Origin of the sequence: Clostridium estertheticum subsp. estertheticum (assembly GCF_001877035.1) — a bacterium.
Classification (GTDB): domain Bacteria; phylum Bacillota; class Clostridia; order Clostridiales; family Clostridiaceae; genus Clostridium_AD; species Clostridium_AD estertheticum.
Genome location: NZ_CP015756.1, coordinates 2,927,629 through 2,946,185, shown reverse-complemented (window position 1 = coordinate 2,946,185; position 18,557 = coordinate 2,927,629). Strand labels below are relative to the sequence as shown.

Below are 18,557 nucleotides of genomic sequence, written 5' to 3'. Positions count from 1 at the left end.
TATGTTTGTATAAAAATAAAATACAAGATAGGGGAGAAACATGAAATCAACAGAAAATATTGAAAAAAGTTCTATATTTGAGAAGCTTTTTAAATTAAGAGAGAACAAGACAACAGTTAAAACAGAAATACTTGCGGGTATAACTACATTTATAACTATGGCATATATTATAATTGTAAATCCTAATATCCTTAGATTTGCTGGAATGAATCTACCAGGTATAAAGGGAGAAGGGGCAGGAGCTTTTACTGCGTTAAATGATCCAGTTGTAGCATCAGTTTTTGCAGCTACATGCCTTACTGCAGCAATAGGTACTTTCGTAATGGCTTTTTATGCTAACCTACCTTTTGCACAGGCACCCGGAATGGGATTAAATGCATTCTTTACTTATAGCGTATGTTTAGGCCTCGGATATACATGGCAACAAGCGTTAGCTGCGGTTTTTATATCAGGAATTTTATTTATAATAATAACACTTACATCAATACGAGAAAAAATAGTAGATGCCTTGCCACAAAATTTAAAACTTGCTATTTCAGGTGGTATCGGATTATTTATAGCCCTTATAGGTTTTAAAGGTGGCGGAATAATTGTAAGTAATAAAGAAACTTTAGTAGCTTTTGGTAGTCTTACATCTCCAAGTGCATTAGTGACACTAATAGGCATATCTATTACGGCAATATTCATGGCTAGAAAAATAAAAGGATCTATACTAATTGGAATTGTTATAACTGCTATAGTGGGGATTCCGTTTGAAATTACAAAACTAGCAGGTGTTAAGATATTTAGTGCACCACCATCTCTTGCACCGACATTCATGCAGTTTGATTTTGCAGGTCTCTTAGGATCAGGGGCTGGCAAGGGAGTATTTTCAGCGATAATGAGTGTAGTAATGGTTGTAATAACATTTAGTTTAGTGGATTTATTTGATACAATAGGAACACTCGTAGGAACAGCAACAAAAGCTAATATGCTTGATGAGAATGGACGAGTAAAAAATATGAATAAGGCATTAATGTCAGATGCATTAGCAACTACTGCAGGAGCGATTATGGGAACAAGTACTGTAGTAACTTATGTAGAATCCACAGCGGGAGTAGCAGAAGGTGGAAGAACAGGTCTTACATCAGCTACAGTTGGAGTATTATTTTTAGCTTCATTATTTTTTAGTGGACTTGTAGGAATAGTACCATCAGAGGCGACTGCCCCAGCACTTGTAATAGTTGGAGTGCTTATGATGAGTTCAATTACAAAAATTGATTTTGAAGATTTTACGGAAGCACTCCCAGCATTCTTAACAATAGCAATAATGCCATTTAGTTATAGTATAGCAAATGGAATAGCAGCAGGAATTATTTTTTACCCAATAGTAAAAGTAGCAACAGGTAGGTATAAGGAAGTAAGCCCTATAGTTTATGTTTTAGCAGGCTTATTTATAATTAGATTTATTATATTACCTTAAGGCTGAAGTGGCATTAAATTGGTACCTATAAAATAGATATTTTAAGATATCTATTTTATAAGTACCAATTTTAATTTAAGATTCTTTTTTATTGTAAATTAGACGAATGTAACAAAGTTAGTATTATCTGAATAATATAATAAAAACTATATAAAGGATGATACTATGAAAATAAATAATAGACTGTCTAATGTATCCGAATATCATTTCAAAAGGATTGATGATATTAAAAATAAAGTGATAACTGACCGGAAAAAAATTATTGACCTTAGTATAGGAGATCCAGATTTATCAGTCAATTCAAAAATTACAGATGCCCTAATAGAGGCCCTAAAATGTGAGAAATATAATAACTATCCTCCTTATGATGGAATAGATGAACTCAAAAAAGCAGTTATAAAATACTATAATGACGTTTACGATGTATGCCTAGATTTAGATGAAGTGATAATTCTTATAGGATCAAAGGAAGGTATAAACAATATAATTCCGGCTGTATGTGATATAGGAGATTGTGTAATAGTGCCTGAACCTGCATATCCAGTTTATAGTATTTGTTCAAAACTATGGGGTTGTGTACCATATACTGTGGCATTAACACAAAGCAATGGATATATGCCAAGGCTTGATGCTATTCCAGAAATCATTGTTAATAAATGCAAATTGATGTTTATAAATTATCCTAATAACCCGACAGGTGCAGTAGCAGGTAAAGAGTTCTATAAGAATATTATAAATTTTTCTTATAACAATAATATTGTTTTATGCAATGATTCGGCATATAATGAGATAATTAAGGAAGATAAAGAACCAATTAGTCTTATGCAATATGATGTATTAAGGCAAAACGTGGAATTTGGAACTTTATCTAAAACTTATAATATGACAGGATATAGAATAGGGTATGCTGTAGGTAATGCTAAAGTAATAAATGCTCTTTTAAAAATAAAAAGTAATTGTGACTCTGGTCAATTCATACCAGTTCAAAAGGCTGCAGTTGCTGCTCTTAATTTAGAACGTGATTATGTTCATAATATAAGAAAAATATATGATGAAAGACGTGAAGTTGCTAAAAGTATTTTAATAGAAAAAAATATAGAATTTTTTGATGCTGAAGCTACTTTTTATTTATGGTGTAGAACACCTAAAAACTATACTACAAATGAATTTTGTGAAGAATTGCTGATTAATTATGGAATTGTGGTTACACCAGGCAATGTTTTTGGAAAAATTGGGTACGATTACTTCCGTATAGCGCTTACAAAAGATAAGCTTATTCTTGAAGAAGCTTTAAAATCTTTAAAAAAATGTGGTGATTAATAATATTATTGGTATAATATAAGTTATATAGGAAATATTTTATTAATAGTATGAGCTGTTTTTAAATCTATAAAATTACAGCTTGATGGTATTTTTTTTATGAAAATCGTGATAAAAGTAAAAACTTATAATTTTAGCTTGAAATTAAGGTAATACTTTATGTATACTTATTACGAGGTCACAATGAACAATGGAAGGATGTCTTGTTATGATTAGGAGTATGACTGGGTTTGGGAGAGGAAACTCTGAAAAAGATGGTAAAAGTTTTACAATTGAGATTAAAAGTGTTAATCATAGATATTTTGAAACTAATATAAGAATGCCTAGAGTATTAATATCTTTTGAGGATAAAATCCGTAAAATAATTGGTGAAAAAGTAAAAAGGGGAAAGCTTGATGTTTTTGTAACTCAAGGCAATTATGATAAGGAAGATGTTGAAGCATATTTGAATGAAAATTTAGCAGCAAGTTATATAAATTGCCTTGGAATCTTAAAAGATAAATATGGTCTAAGCGATGATATATCTGTTGCGGCGGTAGCTAAATTACCTGAAGTAATAACGCTTAAGCAAAAGGAAGAAGATGTTTCAGAAACATTTGAGCAGATTGATTTAGCATTAACAAAGGCGCTTAGGGCCCTTCTTTTTATGAGAGAAAGAGAAGGTAGAAAGCTACTTGAAGATGTTATAATTAAGTGCGATTTAATTAATGGATTAGTTGATAAGGTTAAGACAAGGGCACCTCTTGTTGTTTGTGAGTATAAAGCTAAGCTAACTCAAAGGCTTGATGTTTTGCATAAGGAAATTGATTTTGATGAAAATAGGGTTGCTATGGAAATTGCAATTTTTGCTGATAAAGCAGGAATTGATGAAGAAATTGTAAGATTAAATAGTCACATAAATCAAATGAGAGAGACTCTAATTTTAGACGAACCAATTGGTAGAAAGCTTGATTTTATTATTCAAGAAATGAATAGGGAAACTAACACTATAGCATCAAAAGCAAATGATTTAGAAATTTTAAACACAGTAATTAGTATGAAAAGTGAAATAGAGAAAATTAGAGAACAAATACAAAACATAGAATAAACTGGAGGCAAACGATGAGTATAAAGTTGATAAACATAGGGTTTGGAAACATTGTTTCAGCAAATAGATTGGTAGCCATAGTCAGCCCTGAATCAGCGCCTATAAAAAGAATAATTCAAGAGGCAAGAGATAGAGGAATGCTAATTGATGCTACATATGGAAGAAGAACCAGAGCAGTTATAATCACTGATAGTGATCATGTTATCTTATCGGCTGTTCAGCCTGAAACTGTTGCACATAGATTATCTGTTAAAGATGATGATCATTTAGACGAGGTAGAGGAATAATGAGGAGTAAAGGACAGCTAATTGTAATTTCAGGACCTTCCGGTGCTGGTAAAGGGACTGTATGCGAGGCGCTTCTTAAAAAGAATGACTTCTGGATTTCAGTTTCAGCAACTACGAGAAGCCCAAGAAATGCTGAAATAGAAGGTATAAATTACTATTTTATATCTAGAGAAGAATTTCTAGAAAGGATAAAATCAAAAGACTTTCTTGAGTATGCAGAGGTTTATGGAAATTGTTATGGTACACCTAAATCTGAGGTTTTAAAAGTGCTCGAGAGCGGCCGTGATGTAATACTTGAAATAGACATTCAAGGCGCTCTTAAAGTGAAATTGGCTTATCCAAATGGTTTATTTATTTTTATTCTTCCGCCATCTATGGAGGAATTAAGAAACAGAATTACAAATAGGGGCAGTGAAACACCAGAGTCATTAATGACTAGATTTGCATCTGCTCATGAAGAAATAAGTTTTGTATCAAAATATGATTATGCAGTTGTAAATGATACTGTGGATAGCGCATGTGAGAAAATTCAGAGCATTGTCATTGCAGAAAGATGCAGAGTCGATAGAATGAATGGAGATTTTTTAAAGGAGGAAATTATAAATGAATAATTCAATGATTAGTCCATCAATAGTAGATTTGTTAGAAAAGGTTGACAATAGGTATTCTTTAGTTGTAGCAACATCAAAAAGAGCAAGACAAATAATAGAAGGTCAAAGTCCACTTGTACAGGTGGATTCGACAAAACCGGTTACTATTGCTATAGAGGAGATTTATGAGGGAGCTATTGTTGCCATCACAACTCAAGAAGGAATAAAATAGTATGAAAAATACAAAGACAGTAGTTTTTGGTGTTACAGGTGGAATAGCTGTATATAAGGCTCTAGATGTTATTAGTAGATTAAAAAAAGAAAATGTTGATGTGCATGTTATAATGACAAAAGCGGCGTTGGAGTTTGTAAATCCAATAAGCTTTCAATCACTCAGTCAGAATATGGTTATACATGATATGTTTGAGGAACCTAAAGCATGGGAGATACAACATATATCTCTTGCTAAAAAAGCAGATCTATTTGTTGTAGTTCCAGCAACTGCTAATATAATTGGTAAAATTGCAAATGGAATCGCAGATGATATGATTACTACTACTATTATGGCAACTAAGGCACCCGTGATTTTTGCTCCAGCAATGAATGTTAATATGTATAATAACCCAATAGTGCAGGGCAATATTCAAAAACTAAAGGGTTTTGGTTATGAGTTTATTGCTCCGGTATCAGGAAGGCTTGCTTGTGGTGACATAGGAGAGGGAAAACTTGCACAAACTGAAGATATTTTTGAAGTGATTATGAGTAAATTATATCCTATAAAGGATATGATAGGTACTAAGGTGTTAGTTACAGCCGGACCTACAATTGCACCTATTGATCCTGTAAGATTTATAACTAATAGATCAACAGGGAAAATGGGTTATTCAATTGCGAGAGAAGCAAGAGACAGAGGGGCGAATGTAACTTTAATATCGGGACCATGTAATGAAAAAGCACCTTTTGGTGTAAGCATAATTAAGATAAATACTAATGATGAGATGAGGACCGCTGTAATAAGCAATTATGAAGATAGCGACATAGTTATAAAAGCAGCAGCTGTATCTGATTATAAACCTAAGGTATACTCTAGTTTTAAAATCAAGAAAAGTGAAGATATTTTAAACTTAGAGTTTGTACGAGATAACGACATTTTAAAAGAGCTTGGATTACATAAAAAGAAGCAAATTTTGGTAGGTTTTGCAGCAGAAAGTAATGATTTACTTAAAAATGCAAAAGAAAAATTACTTAAGAAAAATTTAGATTATATTATTGCTAATGATATAACAAAAACAGATAGTGGGTTTGGAACTGAAGAGAATAAAGTGATTATTTTAAGCAAAGATAACGATCCAATAGTATTAGACATAATGTCTAAGAAACAAGTTGCTAGGGAATTGTTTAATTTAATAAATAAAAAGCGCTAATGCGCTTTTTTATATTATAGAAAATTATAAAATTAAAAGGGTGATTAAGTGTATCAGTATGCTGGAGTTGTAGTGAATAACGATTCAGTTCAAGTGGATAAAATTTTTACATATAAAATACCTACTAGTTTATTAGGCGTTTTACAGTTAGGATTTAGAGTTAAAGTGCCATTTGGTAGAGGAAACAGAACATTAGATGCTTTTGTACTAGAGCTTTATGAGCAATGTGATAGCGCTATTAATATTAAGGAAATAGCTAATATATGTGATGAAATGCCTCTTCTTAAAATAACCGATATTGAACTTGTAAAAGTCATGAAAAAAAAGTATCTTTGCACCTATCTAGAGTGTATAAAAGTTATTATTCCCAGGGGAATAACAAAGGGAATAAAAAAGAAGACCTCACTATTATTAACTATAGGTAAGCAAATAGAGGGCAAATTTTTAAATGAACCCTATAAAAACATTTATGACTTAATAGAATTAAATAAAATGAAATATAATAAAAATGAATTTAGTAAAAATTTTAAATTATCATTATCGTCAATTAATACAATGATTAAACATGGGTTCTTAATTTCACAAGAGGTTACAATTAATAGGTATAATCAAAAACATTATGCTAAGTACGAAGAAAAAATACTGAATGAAAAGCAACGCCAATCAGTGGATTTTATAATGAATTCTAAGAAAAATAAATTCTTAATTCATGGAGTTACCGGTAGTGGAAAAACTGAAATATATATGAAATTGGTTAGTTATATGTTAAAGGAAAATAAGCAATCTATAATACTTATACCAGAAATATCGTTAACGCCTCAAATGGTTGAAAGATTTAAAGGGCGGTTTGGTCCTGAAATCGCAGTTTTTCATAGTAGATTGTCAGATGGCGAACGTTTTGACGAATGGATGAGGGTAAAGCTTGGAAATGCCCAAATTGCCATTGGAGCAAGGTCAGCTATATTTTTACCTTTTGAAAACTTAGGATTAATTGTTATAGATGAGGAGCACGAGGCTAGTTATAAATCAGATAGTGATCCGAAATTTGATGCTCGTGAGATAGCATATATGAAATGTGAACTTGAAAATTGCAAACTAATACTAGGATCAGCTACACCATCAGTTGAGAGTTATTATAGGTCTACCATAAATGAGCTTTCATTAATTACTATTAATGAAAGAGCAGATGGTGCAGCAATGCCAAAAGTAGAAATCGTAGATATGCGGGAAGAACTTATGAACAACAATCGTTCAATATTTAGTAGGTCACTACATGATGGCATTACGCAGTGTTTAAGTAAAAATGAACAGGTAATTTTGTTTCTAAATAGAAGAGGATTTTCAACATTTGTATCCTGTAGAAAATGTGGGTATGTTTTTAAATGTAAAAAATGTGATATCTCATTAACATATCATAACGCAGGTGAATACTTAACATGTCATTACTGTGGTGAGAAGGAAAAGATTAGTAAAGTTTGCCCTAGTTGTGGCAGTAGTTATGTGAAATATTTTGGTGTTGGAACAGAAAAAATTGAACAAGAAATTAATAGAATTTTTCCAAGTGCAAGAACATTAAGAATGGACTTTGATACGACACGGAAAAAAAATTCTTATGAATATATATATAATACCTTTAAAAGTAAAGGAGCAGATATTCTAATTGGAACTCAAATGGTTGCTAAAGGCTTAGATTTTAAAGATGTTACATTAGTCGGAGTAATAGCTGCTGATTTATCACTTAACTTACCAGATTATAGGGCGTTTGAACGGACATTTCAGCTGCTTACTCAAGTCTCAGGAAGATCAGGGAGGGGTAGTAAGGAAGGTAAGGTTGTTATTCAAACGTATAGTGCAGATGAATTGACAATTAAGTATGCAGCCAGTAATGATTATGATAGTTTTTATAAAAATGAAATTATGATGAGAGAGGCTATGGATTATCCGCCTTTTGCAAGTATTTTAGTTATAACTATGAGTTCTGAGAATGAAAATATGTTAATAAAAAATATCCAAAATGTTGGCGAAAATTTAAAATATAAAATCAAAGATAACAATAAAATTATACTTCTGGGACCATGTACTTGTGGGGTTTCTAAAATTAAAAACTTCTACAGATGGCAAATTATTATTAAAGGTGATATTAACCAAACAATTGCTTTAGAAATAAAGAATTCAGTTTATGAATTAGTAAAAAATGTTTATAGCAGTATAAGAGTTAGTATAGATATTAATCCAAGTAATATGATCTAGCAGCGAAAAGATTATAATTTAGTTAGAAGGAGGGTAACACATGGCTACAAGAACAATTAGAATATATGGTGATGAGTTATTAAGGAAAAAAAGCAGAGTCGTAGGTGAAATTAATCAAAGAATTTTATTATTAATCAAAGATATGAAAGAAACTATGTATATTTCTAATGGGATAGGACTTGCGGCGCCACAGGTTGGCATTTTAAAAAGAATAGTTGTTATTGATATTGGGGATGGTCCTATAGCATTAATAAATCCAGAGATCATTGAAATGGAAGGTTCACAAATCGCAAGCGAGGGTTGTTTAAGTATACCAGGAACACAAGAAAATGTTGATAGGCCCCAAAAAGTAAAAGTATCCGCATTAAATGAGTTGGGAGAGAAGATAGTAATTGAGGGAGAAGGTCTTCTTGCAAGGGCGCTCTGCCATGAAATCGATCATTTGGATGGTATATTGTTTATAGACAAAGCAATAGAGGGTGAGGAATAATATGAAGATAATTTTTATGGGTACACCGGAATTCTCAGTGCCATCTCTGCAATCACTTATAAATGAATTCGAGGTTTCCGCTGTTTTTACTCAGCCTGATAGACCAAAAGGAAGAGGAAAAAAATTAGCTATGTCGCCGGTTAAGCAGTTAGCAGCTTCATGTAATATACCGGTATATCAACCTTTAAAACTTAAAAATAATGATGAAATGATAGATATAATTAAGAATTTAAAACCAGATTTTATTGTAGTAGTGGCATTTGGACAATTACTTCCAAAGGAAGTATTAGATATTCCTAAATATGGATGTATAAATTTGCATGCATCTTTATTGCCAAAATACAGGGGGGCAGCACCTATAAATTGGTGTATAATTAATGGTGAGAGTACTTCTGGTAACACAACGATGCTTATGGATGTTGGCCTTGATACTGGTGATATTCTTTTAACAAATGAAGTTGGAATTACTACAGATATTACAGCAGGTGAACTTACAGACATTCTTAGTATTAGTGGTGCTAAGCTATTAGTTGAAACAATAAATTCAGTAATAAATAATGTAATTAAGCCAATCAAACAAGAAGATAGTGCTAGTTCATATGCGTCTAAGCTAGGTAAGAAAATGGCAAGTATTGATTGGGAATGTAGTAATGTTAATATTCACAATTTTATAAGAGGGTTAAATCCAACACCAACGGCATATACCTATTATGACAATATTGTAATGAAAATATATAAGTCGAAAATATTAAATGAGTTATCAAGTAAGCAAGCTGGATGTATTATAGATGTTTCAAAAGAGGGGCTAAAGGTATCAACTGGAAGTGGGGTTTTACTTATTGAGGAGATTCAATTTCCAGGTAAAAAGCCTTTAAAGGTAAAAGATTATATAATAGGTAATAAAATAGATGTAGGCATGATACTTAAATAAAAGGGAAATTGAGGTAAGAGTATGAGTAATAGTAGACTGGTAGCAGTTACAATTATAGAAAAAGTATTAAATGACAATGCTTATTCGAATATTGTTTTAGGATTAGAACTTAATAAATCAGAGCTAAGCGATAAAGATAAAGCTCTAGTTACAGAAATAGTTTATGGAACGTTAAAATACAAATATACTATAGATAAAATATTGCAACACTTCGTTAAAAATGGTTTTGATAAGTTAGAAAGTTTTGTTTTAAATATATTAAGAATATCAGTTTATCAAATTAGGTATTTAGATAAAGTTCCGAGTTTTGCAACTGTAAATGAGGCTGTAAATTTAACTAAGAAAAAGAGCAACATAGGAGCATCAAAGCTTGTTAATGGTGTACTTAGAAGTTACCTTAGGGAAACAGAGGCAAAGTATTACAATGGAGAAAATGATATTGAAAGATTATGTTTTGAGTATTCATTTACTAAGTCGCTAGTTAAACTCTTTATAAGGCAATATGGACCTCAAAAGGCTGAAGAAATTCTTAAGGGTTTAAATTATAAGCCTGATGTTACAGTTAGAGTTAATACTTTAAAATTAACTTATAAAGAAATATGGGAAAAACTTGTAGAAAATGGCTATAATATAGAAGAGGGTTATGCATCATCTGAAGCAATCCGAATTATTAAAGGAAAAAATATAGAGAATAATGTTTTATTTAACGAAGGTAATATAACGGTTCAAGATGAGAGTGCAATGCTTACGGCACCATCTATGGATTTAAAACTAAATATGAAAGTTTTAGACCTTTGTAGTGCACCAGGTGGAAAAACAACACATATAGCAGAGCTTATGAAAAACACAGGTAAGGTTCTCGCGTTCGATGTGCATAAAAACAAATTGTCTTTAATCGAAGAAAGCATAAAGCGAATAGGAATTGTAAATACAACTTGTGAAGTTCAAGATGCCACTGTATTTACCAAAGATTTATTTGAATATGCGGATAGAGTACTTATAGACGTACCATGTTCAGGGCTAGGAATCATCAGAAAAAAACCTGAAATAAAGTGGAGCAAAAATATAAAAGATATAAATAATATAATAGACATACAAAGAAGTATAATGGATAATGCTTCAAAATACGTAAAAAAAGGCGGAGTACTTGTATATTCAACATGTACCTTAAACAAAGATGAAAATGAAGGTAATATTGATTGGTTTATAGAGTCGCACTGCGAATTTAAGATAGAACCTTTATTTTTTGGTGAATTTGATAATATAAAATATAGTGACAAAGGGTATGTTACTATATTTCCAAATGAATACATGGATGGCTTTTTTATAACCAAACTTATAAAGTCATAGTGGCTTTGTAAAACGCGTGAGTGTATAAAATGATTGGGTGTGTAAAATGATAAATATATTAGATATGGATTTAGAGGAACTGAAACAGTGGATGAAAAGCAATGGGGAAAGTAAATTTAGGGCTAAGCAAGTATTTGACTGGATTTATAAGGATATTTGTGAATTTGAAAATATGAATAATATACCACAGAGTGTAAGAGGAAAATTGCAAACTTATTTTTATATAGGAATACCTAGGCTTATAGAAGAATACACATCAAAAAATAATGATACAAGAAAATACCTTTTTGAGCTGGGTGATGGTAATTTAATTGAATGTGTTGTTATGAAATATAAACATGGAAATTCTATATGCATATCTACTCAAGTAGGATGCAGAATGGGTTGCAAATTTTGCGCATCTACTATAGGCGGAATGATTAGGAATATATCGCCGGGAGAAATGCTTGCCCAAATACTAAAAGCACAGCAACTTATTAATGAACGAATTTCTAATGTTGTACTAATGGGAAGTGGGGAACCATTTGATAATTTTGATAATGTAATGAAATTTCTTGAAATTGTGAATTCAGAGAATGGACTAAATATTGGACAAAGGCATATAACTATATCTACATGTGGTATAGTTCCAAAAATCAAAGAGTTTGCGGATTTTAATATGCAAATTACACTTGCTATTTCGCTTCATGCGCCTAGTGATGAAATCAGAGTGAAGAGTATGCCAATTGCAAATAAGTATTCTATTGCAGAAATTATTGATGTTTCTAAGTATTATATAGATAAAACTAATAGGAGAATAACATTCGAATATGCTCTTGTTAAGGGTCTTAATGATAGTAAGCAAGATGCAGAGAAACTAAGCGCTTTGTTAAAAGATATGTTATGCCATGTTAATTTAATCCCGGTCAATGAGATTAAAGAAAATGAACTGGAGAGATCTTCAAATGATGATGTGACTGAGTTTAAGAGGGTTCTTGAGGCTAATAATATTCAGACAACGATAAGACGAGAAATGGGGCTAGATATTAATGCTGCATGTGGACAGCTTAGAAGAAGCCATATTAAAGGTGAAGAACTTAAATGAGGGGGTTTAACAATGCTTGGGGTTTTATCAGATGTTGGGAATGTTAGAAAAATAAATGAAGACTCTGTAGGTTATTTAGAAAGTAGTGAGTACGATATTTATATTGTTGCGGATGGCATGGGAGGACACAATGCCGGAGAAGTAGCAAGTGATATAGCTATTAAGGTTATAATGGAATATATAAAGAACAATCACAAAGGTACAGAACTTAAAAAAGTTCTTTCAGAAGCTATAAAAAGTGCAAACAAGGAAATTTATGATATGGCGAGTCAAAACGATTCGCTTAAAGGGATGGGCACAACTATAACAATTTGTATTAGAAAACAGAATGAAATGGTTGTTGCAAATGTAGGGGACAGTAGTTGTTATATTATAGATAGTAAAAGAGAATTAGTAAAAGTTACAAGAGACCATTCTCTAGTGCAACAGCTGTTAGATAATGGGTCTATAACTGAAGAAAAGGCAAGAAATCATCCCAATAAAAATATTATTACAAGGGCACTTGGAACAAATGAGTTAGTAGAAGTTGATTTGTTTGACCTTGATTTGACTAATGTAATCAAATGTATTTTATGTACTGATGGTCTTACTAATGATGTGACTTATTCTGAAATGTATGATATTATTGTTGGAAATGATAATGATACAAGTTGCAAAATGTTAGTTGACCTAAGCAAATTTAATGGTGGACGTGATAATATATCCGTTATCGTATTTGAAGGAGAGTGCAGAGATGATAGGAACCCTATTAGGGAATAGATATGAACTCCTTGAAAAAGTTGGAGAGGGTGGAATGGCAATAGTTTATAAAGCTAAGTGCCATTTACTTAATCGTTTTGTTGCTGTAAAAATACTAAAAGAAGAATTCTCAAATAATATAGAATTCATGGAAAAATTTAGAAAAGAAGCGTTGTCAGTAGCTAGCCTTTCATCAAATAATATAGTTAATATTTACGATGTTGGAAGTGAAAGGGATATTAACTATATAGTAATGGAATATATAAAAGGAAAAACCCTGAAAGAAATTATAGTTGAAAATGGTAGCATGAATACTGAGTTAGTATTAGACTATGGTATGCAAATAGCAAAAGCACTTGAGTGTGCCCATAAGAATAATATTATACATAGGGATATAAAACCTCATAATATTCTAGTAACTGAAGATGGAACAGTTAAGGTTACAGATTTTGGTATAGCAAAAGCGGCTAGTTCAGTTACTATAACTAACACTAGCACTGTAATGGGATCAGCCCATTATTTTTCACCAGAACAAGCTAAAGCAAGTTTTGTAGACTGCAGAACAGACATTTATTCCTTTGGAATAGTGCTTTATGAGATGGTTACAGGTAGAGTGCCTTATGATGCGGAAAGTCCAGTATCGGTAGCCTTAAAGCATATACGAGAAAAAGTTGTTCCACCTAAGGAAATAAATAATAAGGTCCCAGAAAACTTGAACAAATTAATATTAAAAGCTATAGAGAAGGAACCTATAAAGAGGTATCAAACTGCTAAAGAAATGTATTTGGATCTTCAAAGAATACACAATAATAGTGAGTATACTATTGCTAGTAATAGCATGGATAATGAGTACACAAGAGTTATGGCACCTGTAAATATGGCTGATTATGAAAAAGAAGAAGACGTGGCTGAAAGTCCAGAGCCAATGGTCAAGAATGAAAATAAAAACAATAATGAAAATAAAAACAAAAATAAAAAAAAGACAATAATTACTGCTTTAATAATTTTATTAGTTGTTATATGCAGTGCGGTAGGGTTCGTATATATAAAATCAATTGCTAACAATGCAGCAGTTGAAGCTAAGATAGTAGTCCCTAAAATAATAGGGCTCGATAAGGCGGCTGCAGAAAAATTAGTAGTAGCAAAAAAATTAACTTTTGCAGTAGATAAAGAGGTAAATAGTGACGAACCCAAAGGTGCCGTTACAGCATGTTTTCCTGATGAGGGAACAGAAGTAAAAGAAAATTCACAAGTAAGGGTTTATGTGAGCAAAGGGCCAGAGGGGTTCAAGATGATTTCGGTTAAAGGAATGGATAGACCTTCAGCCAAAGCTAGTATAGAAGAAAAAGGGTTAGAACTTAGTAATGTTAGAGAAGAGCCTAGTGATACCGTTGCTAGTGGTATTGTAATAAGTCAAAATCCTAATGAAGGTAGCTTAGTTCAAAAGGCTGATAAAGTAGATTTAGTGATAAGCACGGGACCAAAAGTTAAGGTTACACAGGTTCCAAGTATACTTGGAAAAACGCTAGATCAAGCATCGACATTATTGCAAAATAGTAATTTGACATTAGGCGATAAAAAACAAATACCAACTAATGATAAATCACAGGATGGCAAAATTTCTAGTCAAAGTATTGATCCAAATACGAGTGTTACGCAGGGTAGCTCTGTATGGGTCGGCATTTATACGTATAAAGCACCTGAAAAACAGCAAGTTGATGTTCCAGACTTTAAGGGGAAAACTGTTAAAGATGCAAGGAATATGGCTTCTCAAAACAATGTAAACATAGCGGTATCTGGTAATGATGAAGATATAATTCAAACTCAAGATAAGGATGCTGGAACTAAGGTAAGTGCTGGAGATACTATAAATTTAACATCTAAGGCAATGACTCAGGACCCAACTAAAACTGATCCAACGACAAATAAAAATCCCAAAACTGGTCAGTAAAAACAAATATTAAATTAAAGGTGAATGGTGGAGGATATATGCAGGGAGTAATCACAAAAGGTATAGGTGGTTTATATTTTGTAAAAGTAAAAGATAGGGTAATAGAATGTAAGGCAAGAGGAAAGTTCAGGTACACTGGACTTTCTCCTGTTATTGGTGATAAAGTAGAAATAATGCTCGAGACAGATGATACCAAGGGTGTAATTGAAAAGATTTTCACAAGAGATACAGAGATGATACGCCCAGTAGTTGCTAATGTTACTCAAGCATTTGTAGTTTTTGCATTTAAGAAACCTGATTTAAATATGGAACTTCTAAATAAATTTTTAGTGCTTTGCGAGCATTATAGACTAAAGATAGTTCTTTGCTTAAATAAGTTGGACTTAATTGAAAAAGTTGATGAGGAGCTTATAAAAGAATTAGAAAGTGTTGGATGTGATATAGTATTTTTAAAAGCCAAAGAGGGAGAGGGCCTTGGAGAGCTAAGGGCGAAGATAAAAAATAATATATCTGTTTTTTGTGGACCGTCTGGAGTCGGAAAGTCAACTATACTTAATAGCATACTTGGAAGAGAAGCTATGAAAACTGGAGACATAAGTAAAAAATCGCAAAAAGGTAAGCACACCACACGTCATAGTGAACTTATTGAGTATGAGGAAGGATTTTTATTAGATACTCCAGGGTTTTCATCATTAAGTTTAGATTTTATAGAGAAAGAACAATTACAGCATTGTTTTCCTGAATTTGAAAAATACAGGCATGAATGTAGGTTTTCTAATTGCATGCATTACAAGGAACCTAATTGTGGAGTTAAGGAAGCTGTAGAGGTTAATGAAATTTACAGAGATAGATATAAATTTTATATAAAAACTTTAGAGGAAATTATTGCTAGGGGGAATAGAAAATGATAAAAATAGCACCATCAATACTGTCAGCAGATTTTTCAAAGCTTGGAGAACATATTAAACAATTAGATGCATATGGTGCTGATATGATTCATATTGATGTAATGGATGGTATGTTTGTACCTAACATTTCTTTTGGTACTCCAATTATTAAGAGTATTAGAAAACTAACAAGGATACCATTCGATGTACATCTTATGATAGAAGAACCATCTAGATATGTAGAAGAATTTGTACATGCAGGTTCGGATATTATAACTGTTCATTATGAAACGGATAGGCATATTGATAGAACTATTAACTATATAAAAAGTTTTGGGGTTAAAGTTGGAGTTGCATTAAACCCTGCCACTCCTGTAGCTTTAATAAAGCATTTAATAAGTAATGTTGATATGGTGCTTATTATGACAGTAAACCCGGGATTTGGGGGACAGAAATTTATTGAATACTGCTTGGATAAAGTTAAAGAAGTTAGAGAACTTGCAAATGTTTATAATAAGGATATTATGATTCAAGTGGATGGTGGAATTGACGAATCTAATATTCGTGGTGTTGTGAGTAGTGGTGCTAATGTGATTGTAGCTGGATCAGCTGTATTTAAAAATGATGATATTGAAAAAAATATAAAAAAATTAAGAGCTGGAATTTAATAATTTTTATATGATTAGCAGCTTCGAAGGTGATGATTGACATGAAAGTTATAATAATATCTGGAGGGGCACCTCCCTCAAAGGAATTACTCATAAAGGAAATGACAAAGGACATATTTTTAATTGCAGCTGACAGTGGTGCTAATTGTTTATATCACTATAATATTATGCCTGATTTACTTGTAGGAGATTTTGATAGCATAGATAAAGAAATATTGGGTTATTATAAAAAAAACAAATGTACCATAGATATTTATCCGACAGAAAAGGATTTTACTGATACTGAAATTGCAGTTAGGAATGCTATAGGTATGAAGCCAAGTGAAATAGTGCTTTTAGGATGCACAGGCAGTAGAATTGATCACCTGCTTGGTAATATTGGGATGCTTAAGATTTGCTTAGAAAACAAAGTTAATGCAAGCATTAAGGATAATAATAATATTATTATGTTAGTTAATGATTCGACACTATTAAATGGCATCGTAGGTAAGATATTTTCAGTACAATCTTATGGTGATGAAATAATTGGATTAACAATTGAAGGAGCGAAGTATCCTTTAGATAATTACAATTTAAAGATTGGGGAAAGCATAAGTATTTCAAATGAGTTTGCATGTCCTCAAGTTAAACTAAAATTTAAAGCTGGAATGCTGATGATAATATTATCAAAAGACTAATATTTATATAAAAAACTATTTTTTTATTGATCACTTCAATAAAAAAATAGTTTTTTATTTTGTAAACATTATTAAAAGTAAATCATATAATACTATTGGAATACTTTGAGAGGGGAATAACTTATGAAAAGGTGGTTTAGGTGTTTACAAAGACAACTTGGAGTAATCATAGCATGTTTAGGAATAGGAATCATAACAGTAGTAATAGTTCCATTTTGGTGGTGGATAATCGTTGTGGGAGGAGGAATTGTTTATTTTGGTTTTAGTATAATGAATCATAACGATCATTGTTAGGATATGTAGAATGTATGGAAAGTATTTCAATAAATTAATAAAGCTTAGTGATTTTAGTTTTTAAAAGATTATAACTAAATATTTTTATATATTATGTTTGGGAGGTAAGGAAATGAAAATTGTGGCTATTAAATTACCGAAATTTATGTCCCGAATAATCAAATTTTTTTTAAAAAAATAACATAGAAGAGTAAAAATACAAGTTTATAGTTGTATTTAAATAAAAAGTGCAACAAATAGTTGGATTTAAATAAAAAATGCAACTTAATAGTTGGATTTAAATAAAAAATGCAGCTAAAAAGCTGCATTCTTATTTCTTAATTATATAGCACGTTGTACTTTACCTGAACGAAGACATCTAGTACATACATGTATAGACTTAGGCGTTCCGCTAACTATAGCTTTAACTTTTTGAATATTTGGAGCCCATTTTCTTTTTGATTCACGGTGTGAGTGACTATATTGGCTACCTGAAACAACACCTTTATCGCATATTTCGCATTTTCTTGACAATGAAAACACCTCCTTAAGACTATGAAGAAAAAATTCTTCTCAATTGAAACACGCATTATTGTAACATAGATACTACTAATCTTGCAAGTTAAAAATTCTATAATTACTAAGGATAATAAATATAGAATTATTTTGTTGAATAAATTAGTGATATAATATAATATAATCTATATAGCTTTATAAGGAGGAATTACAATGATAGGTAACATTACAAACGAGAATGGTATTATATATTATTCAGAGGAAGCGTTAGCTAACATAGTTGGCATTTCTACAACGGAGTGTTATGGCGTTGTGGGAATGGCTCTTAAAAATGCCAAGGATGGATTTTGGCAATTAATAAAAAGTGATGGTTTAAATAAAGGAGTTAAAATTAATTCTAAAGAAAATAAACTATTTATTGAATTATATATAATTGTTGAATATGGAACAAAAATTTCAATAATAGCAAATAACATAATTCAAAAAATAAGATATAACGTTGAAAATTATACAGGACTAAAAGTTACAGAAATAACTGTAAACGTACAAGGTGTAAGGGTTTAAGGGGGCAT

20 protein-coding genes are annotated in these 18,557 nt (G+C 31.5%); 19 read left to right on the top strand and 1 reads right to left on the bottom strand.

Annotated features, from left to right (window positions below):
• Positions 1 to 40 precede the first annotated feature (40 nt).
• The 18 genes from A7L45_RS13520 to A7L45_RS23260 all read left to right on the top strand — a co-directional run bounded on the left by A7L45_RS13520 (position 41) and on the right by A7L45_RS23260 (position 17,490).
• A complete protein-coding gene (locus A7L45_RS13520; RefSeq protein WP_071613275.1) occupies positions 41 to 1,462 on the top strand; it encodes an NCS2 family permease in 1,422 nt (473 codons plus the stop codon).
• A gap of 165 nt (positions 1,463 to 1,627) precedes the next feature.
• Positions 1,628 to 2,782: an aminotransferase class I/II-fold pyridoxal phosphate-dependent enzyme gene (locus tag A7L45_RS13515; protein ID WP_071613274.1), complete on the top strand. Its 1,155-nt coding sequence runs from the start codon at positions 1,628 to 1,630 to the stop codon at positions 2,780 to 2,782.
• 208 nt (positions 2,783 to 2,990) lie between these two features.
• The gene (locus tag A7L45_RS13510) at positions 2,991 to 3,869 is read left to right on the top strand and encodes a YicC/YloC family endoribonuclease (RefSeq protein ID WP_071613273.1); all 879 of its coding nucleotides are present in this window, start codon (positions 2,991 to 2,993) and stop codon (positions 3,867 to 3,869) included.
• Positions 3,870 to 3,883: 14 nt separating this feature from the next.
• Positions 3,884 to 4,156 carry an extracellular matrix/biofilm regulator RemA gene (remA, locus tag A7L45_RS13505; RefSeq protein WP_071613272.1) on the top strand — a complete coding sequence of 91 codons (273 nt, stop codon included), beginning with the start codon at positions 3,884 to 3,886 and terminating at the stop codon, positions 4,154 to 4,156.
• Positions 4,156 to 4,767 carry a guanylate kinase gene (gene gmk, locus A7L45_RS13500; protein ID WP_071613271.1) on the top strand — a complete coding sequence of 204 codons (612 nt, stop codon included), beginning with the start codon at positions 4,156 to 4,158 and terminating at the stop codon, positions 4,765 to 4,767. Before remA ends, gmk begins: the two co-directional genes overlap by 1 nt.
• Positions 4,760 to 4,978 carry a DNA-directed RNA polymerase subunit omega gene (gene rpoZ, locus A7L45_RS13495; RefSeq protein WP_071613270.1) on the top strand — a complete coding sequence of 73 codons (219 nt, stop codon included), beginning with the start codon at positions 4,760 to 4,762 and terminating at the stop codon, positions 4,976 to 4,978. Before gmk ends, rpoZ begins: the two co-directional genes overlap by 8 nt.
• 1 nt (position 4,979) lies before the next feature.
• On the top strand, positions 4,980 to 6,170 hold the full coding sequence (coaBC, locus tag A7L45_RS13490; RefSeq protein ID WP_071613269.1) for a bifunctional phosphopantothenoylcysteine decarboxylase/phosphopantothenate--cysteine ligase CoaBC: 1,191 nt from the start codon (positions 4,980 to 4,982) through the stop codon (positions 6,168 to 6,170).
• Between the two features lie 48 nt (positions 6,171 to 6,218).
• Complete coding sequence (gene priA / locus A7L45_RS13485; RefSeq protein ID WP_071613268.1) at positions 6,219 to 8,420, top strand: primosomal protein N'; 2,202 nt, start codon at positions 6,219 to 6,221, stop codon at positions 8,418 to 8,420.
• A gap of 40 nt (positions 8,421 to 8,460) precedes the next feature.
• Positions 8,461 to 8,910: a peptide deformylase gene (gene def, locus A7L45_RS13480; protein ID WP_071613267.1), complete on the top strand. Its 450-nt coding sequence runs from the start codon at positions 8,461 to 8,463 to the stop codon at positions 8,908 to 8,910.
• A gap of 1 nt (position 8,911) precedes the next feature.
• A complete protein-coding gene (gene fmt / locus A7L45_RS13475) occupies positions 8,912 to 9,841 on the top strand; it encodes a methionyl-tRNA formyltransferase (RefSeq protein ID WP_071613266.1) in 930 nt (309 codons plus the stop codon).
• Between the two features lie 21 nt (positions 9,842 to 9,862).
• Complete coding sequence (rsmB, locus tag A7L45_RS13470) at positions 9,863 to 11,191, top strand: 16S rRNA (cytosine(967)-C(5))-methyltransferase RsmB (protein WP_071613265.1); 1,329 nt, start codon at positions 9,863 to 9,865, stop codon at positions 11,189 to 11,191.
• A 46-nt stretch (positions 11,192 to 11,237) separates the two neighbouring features.
• On the top strand, positions 11,238 to 12,275 hold the full coding sequence (gene rlmN / locus A7L45_RS13465; RefSeq protein ID WP_071613264.1) for a dual-specificity RNA methyltransferase RlmN: 1,038 nt from the start codon (positions 11,238 to 11,240) through the stop codon (positions 12,273 to 12,275).
• Positions 12,276 to 12,287: 12 nt separating this feature from the next.
• On the top strand, positions 12,288 to 13,034 hold the full coding sequence (locus A7L45_RS13460) for a Stp1/IreP family PP2C-type Ser/Thr phosphatase (RefSeq protein WP_071613263.1): 747 nt from the start codon (positions 12,288 to 12,290) through the stop codon (positions 13,032 to 13,034).
• Positions 13,009 to 14,964 carry a Stk1 family PASTA domain-containing Ser/Thr kinase gene (gene pknB, locus A7L45_RS13455; RefSeq protein WP_071613262.1) on the top strand — a complete coding sequence of 652 codons (1,956 nt, stop codon included), beginning with the start codon at positions 13,009 to 13,011 and terminating at the stop codon, positions 14,962 to 14,964. The genes A7L45_RS13460 and pknB overlap by 26 nt, the downstream gene beginning before the upstream one ends.
• A 38-nt stretch (positions 14,965 to 15,002) precedes the next feature.
• Positions 15,003 to 15,872 (top strand): ribosome small subunit-dependent GTPase A, encoded by an 870-nt coding sequence (rsgA, locus tag A7L45_RS13450; RefSeq protein ID WP_071613261.1) that lies wholly within the window; start codon positions 15,003 to 15,005, stop codon positions 15,870 to 15,872.
• Positions 15,869 to 16,519 (top strand): ribulose-phosphate 3-epimerase, encoded by a 651-nt coding sequence (rpe, locus tag A7L45_RS13445; protein ID WP_071613260.1) that lies wholly within the window; start codon positions 15,869 to 15,871, stop codon positions 16,517 to 16,519. Before rsgA ends, rpe begins: the two co-directional genes overlap by 4 nt.
• A gap of 41 nt (positions 16,520 to 16,560) precedes the next feature.
• Positions 16,561 to 17,196, top strand: coding sequence for a thiamine diphosphokinase (locus A7L45_RS13440; RefSeq protein WP_071613259.1), 636 nt, complete (start codon positions 16,561 to 16,563; stop codon positions 17,194 to 17,196).
• A 123-nt stretch (positions 17,197 to 17,319) separates the two neighbouring features.
• Positions 17,320 to 17,490 carry a hypothetical protein gene (locus A7L45_RS23260; protein WP_153882474.1) on the top strand — a complete coding sequence of 57 codons (171 nt, stop codon included), beginning with the start codon at positions 17,320 to 17,322 and terminating at the stop codon, positions 17,488 to 17,490.
• A gap of 321 nt (positions 17,491 to 17,811) precedes the next feature.
• Here A7L45_RS23260 and rpmB read toward each other — a convergent pair whose 3' ends face one another.
• Entirely contained in the window at positions 17,812 to 18,003 is a 192-nt protein-coding gene (gene rpmB, locus A7L45_RS13435; RefSeq protein ID WP_071613258.1) for a 50S ribosomal protein L28, read from the bottom strand.
• Between the two features lie 195 nt (positions 18,004 to 18,198).
• Here rpmB and A7L45_RS13430 point away from each other — a divergent pair, with 195 nt between their 5' ends.
• A complete protein-coding gene (locus A7L45_RS13430) occupies positions 18,199 to 18,549 on the top strand; it encodes an Asp23/Gls24 family envelope stress response protein (RefSeq protein WP_071613257.1) in 351 nt (116 codons plus the stop codon).
• The last annotated feature ends 8 nt before the right edge of the window (positions 18,550 to 18,557 follow it).

What these genes read in the sequence shown, in the direction of transcription:
- fmt (WP_071613266.1), top strand. Translation starts at nt 8,912, where the DNA reads ATGAAGATAATTTTTATGGGTACACCGGAATTCTCAGTGCCATCTCTG.
- A7L45_RS13520 (WP_071613275.1), top strand. Translation starts at nt 41, where the DNA reads ATGAAATCAACAGAAAATATTGAAAAAAGTTCTATATTTGAGAAGCTT.
- rpoZ (WP_071613270.1), top strand. Translation starts at nt 4,760, where the DNA reads ATGAATAATTCAATGATTAGTCCATCAATAGTAGATTTGTTAGAAAAG.
- gmk (WP_071613271.1), top strand. Translation starts at nt 4,156, where the DNA reads ATGAGGAGTAAAGGACAGCTAATTGTAATTTCAGGACCTTCCGGTGCT.
- remA (WP_071613272.1), top strand. Translation starts at nt 3,884, where the DNA reads ATGAGTATAAAGTTGATAAACATAGGGTTTGGAAACATTGTTTCAGCA.
- pknB (WP_071613262.1), top strand. Translation starts at nt 13,009, where the DNA reads ATGATAGGAACCCTATTAGGGAATAGATATGAACTCCTTGAAAAAGTT.
- rpe (WP_071613260.1), top strand. Translation starts at nt 15,869, where the DNA reads ATGATAAAAATAGCACCATCAATACTGTCAGCAGATTTTTCAAAGCTT.
- rsgA (WP_071613261.1), top strand. Translation starts at nt 15,003, where the DNA reads ATGCAGGGAGTAATCACAAAAGGTATAGGTGGTTTATATTTTGTAAAA.
- A7L45_RS23260 (WP_153882474.1), top strand. Translation starts at nt 17,320, where the DNA reads ATGAAAAGGTGGTTTAGGTGTTTACAAAGACAACTTGGAGTAATCATA.
- A7L45_RS13515 (WP_071613274.1), top strand. Translation starts at nt 1,628, where the DNA reads ATGAAAATAAATAATAGACTGTCTAATGTATCCGAATATCATTTCAAA.
- A7L45_RS13440 (WP_071613259.1), top strand. Translation starts at nt 16,561, where the DNA reads ATGAAAGTTATAATAATATCTGGAGGGGCACCTCCCTCAAAGGAATTA.
- coaBC (WP_071613269.1), top strand. Translation starts at nt 4,980, where the DNA reads ATGAAAAATACAAAGACAGTAGTTTTTGGTGTTACAGGTGGAATAGCT.
- A7L45_RS13430 (WP_071613257.1), top strand. Translation starts at nt 18,199, where the DNA reads ATGATAGGTAACATTACAAACGAGAATGGTATTATATATTATTCAGAG.
- rsmB (WP_071613265.1), top strand. Translation starts at nt 9,863, where the DNA reads ATGAGTAATAGTAGACTGGTAGCAGTTACAATTATAGAAAAAGTATTA.
- A7L45_RS13460 (WP_071613263.1), top strand. Translation starts at nt 12,288, where the DNA reads ATGCTTGGGGTTTTATCAGATGTTGGGAATGTTAGAAAAATAAATGAA.
- rlmN (WP_071613264.1), top strand. Translation starts at nt 11,238, where the DNA reads ATGATAAATATATTAGATATGGATTTAGAGGAACTGAAACAGTGGATG.
- A7L45_RS13510 (WP_071613273.1), top strand. Translation starts at nt 2,991, where the DNA reads ATGATTAGGAGTATGACTGGGTTTGGGAGAGGAAACTCTGAAAAAGAT.
- def (WP_071613267.1), top strand. Translation starts at nt 8,461, where the DNA reads ATGGCTACAAGAACAATTAGAATATATGGTGATGAGTTATTAAGGAAA.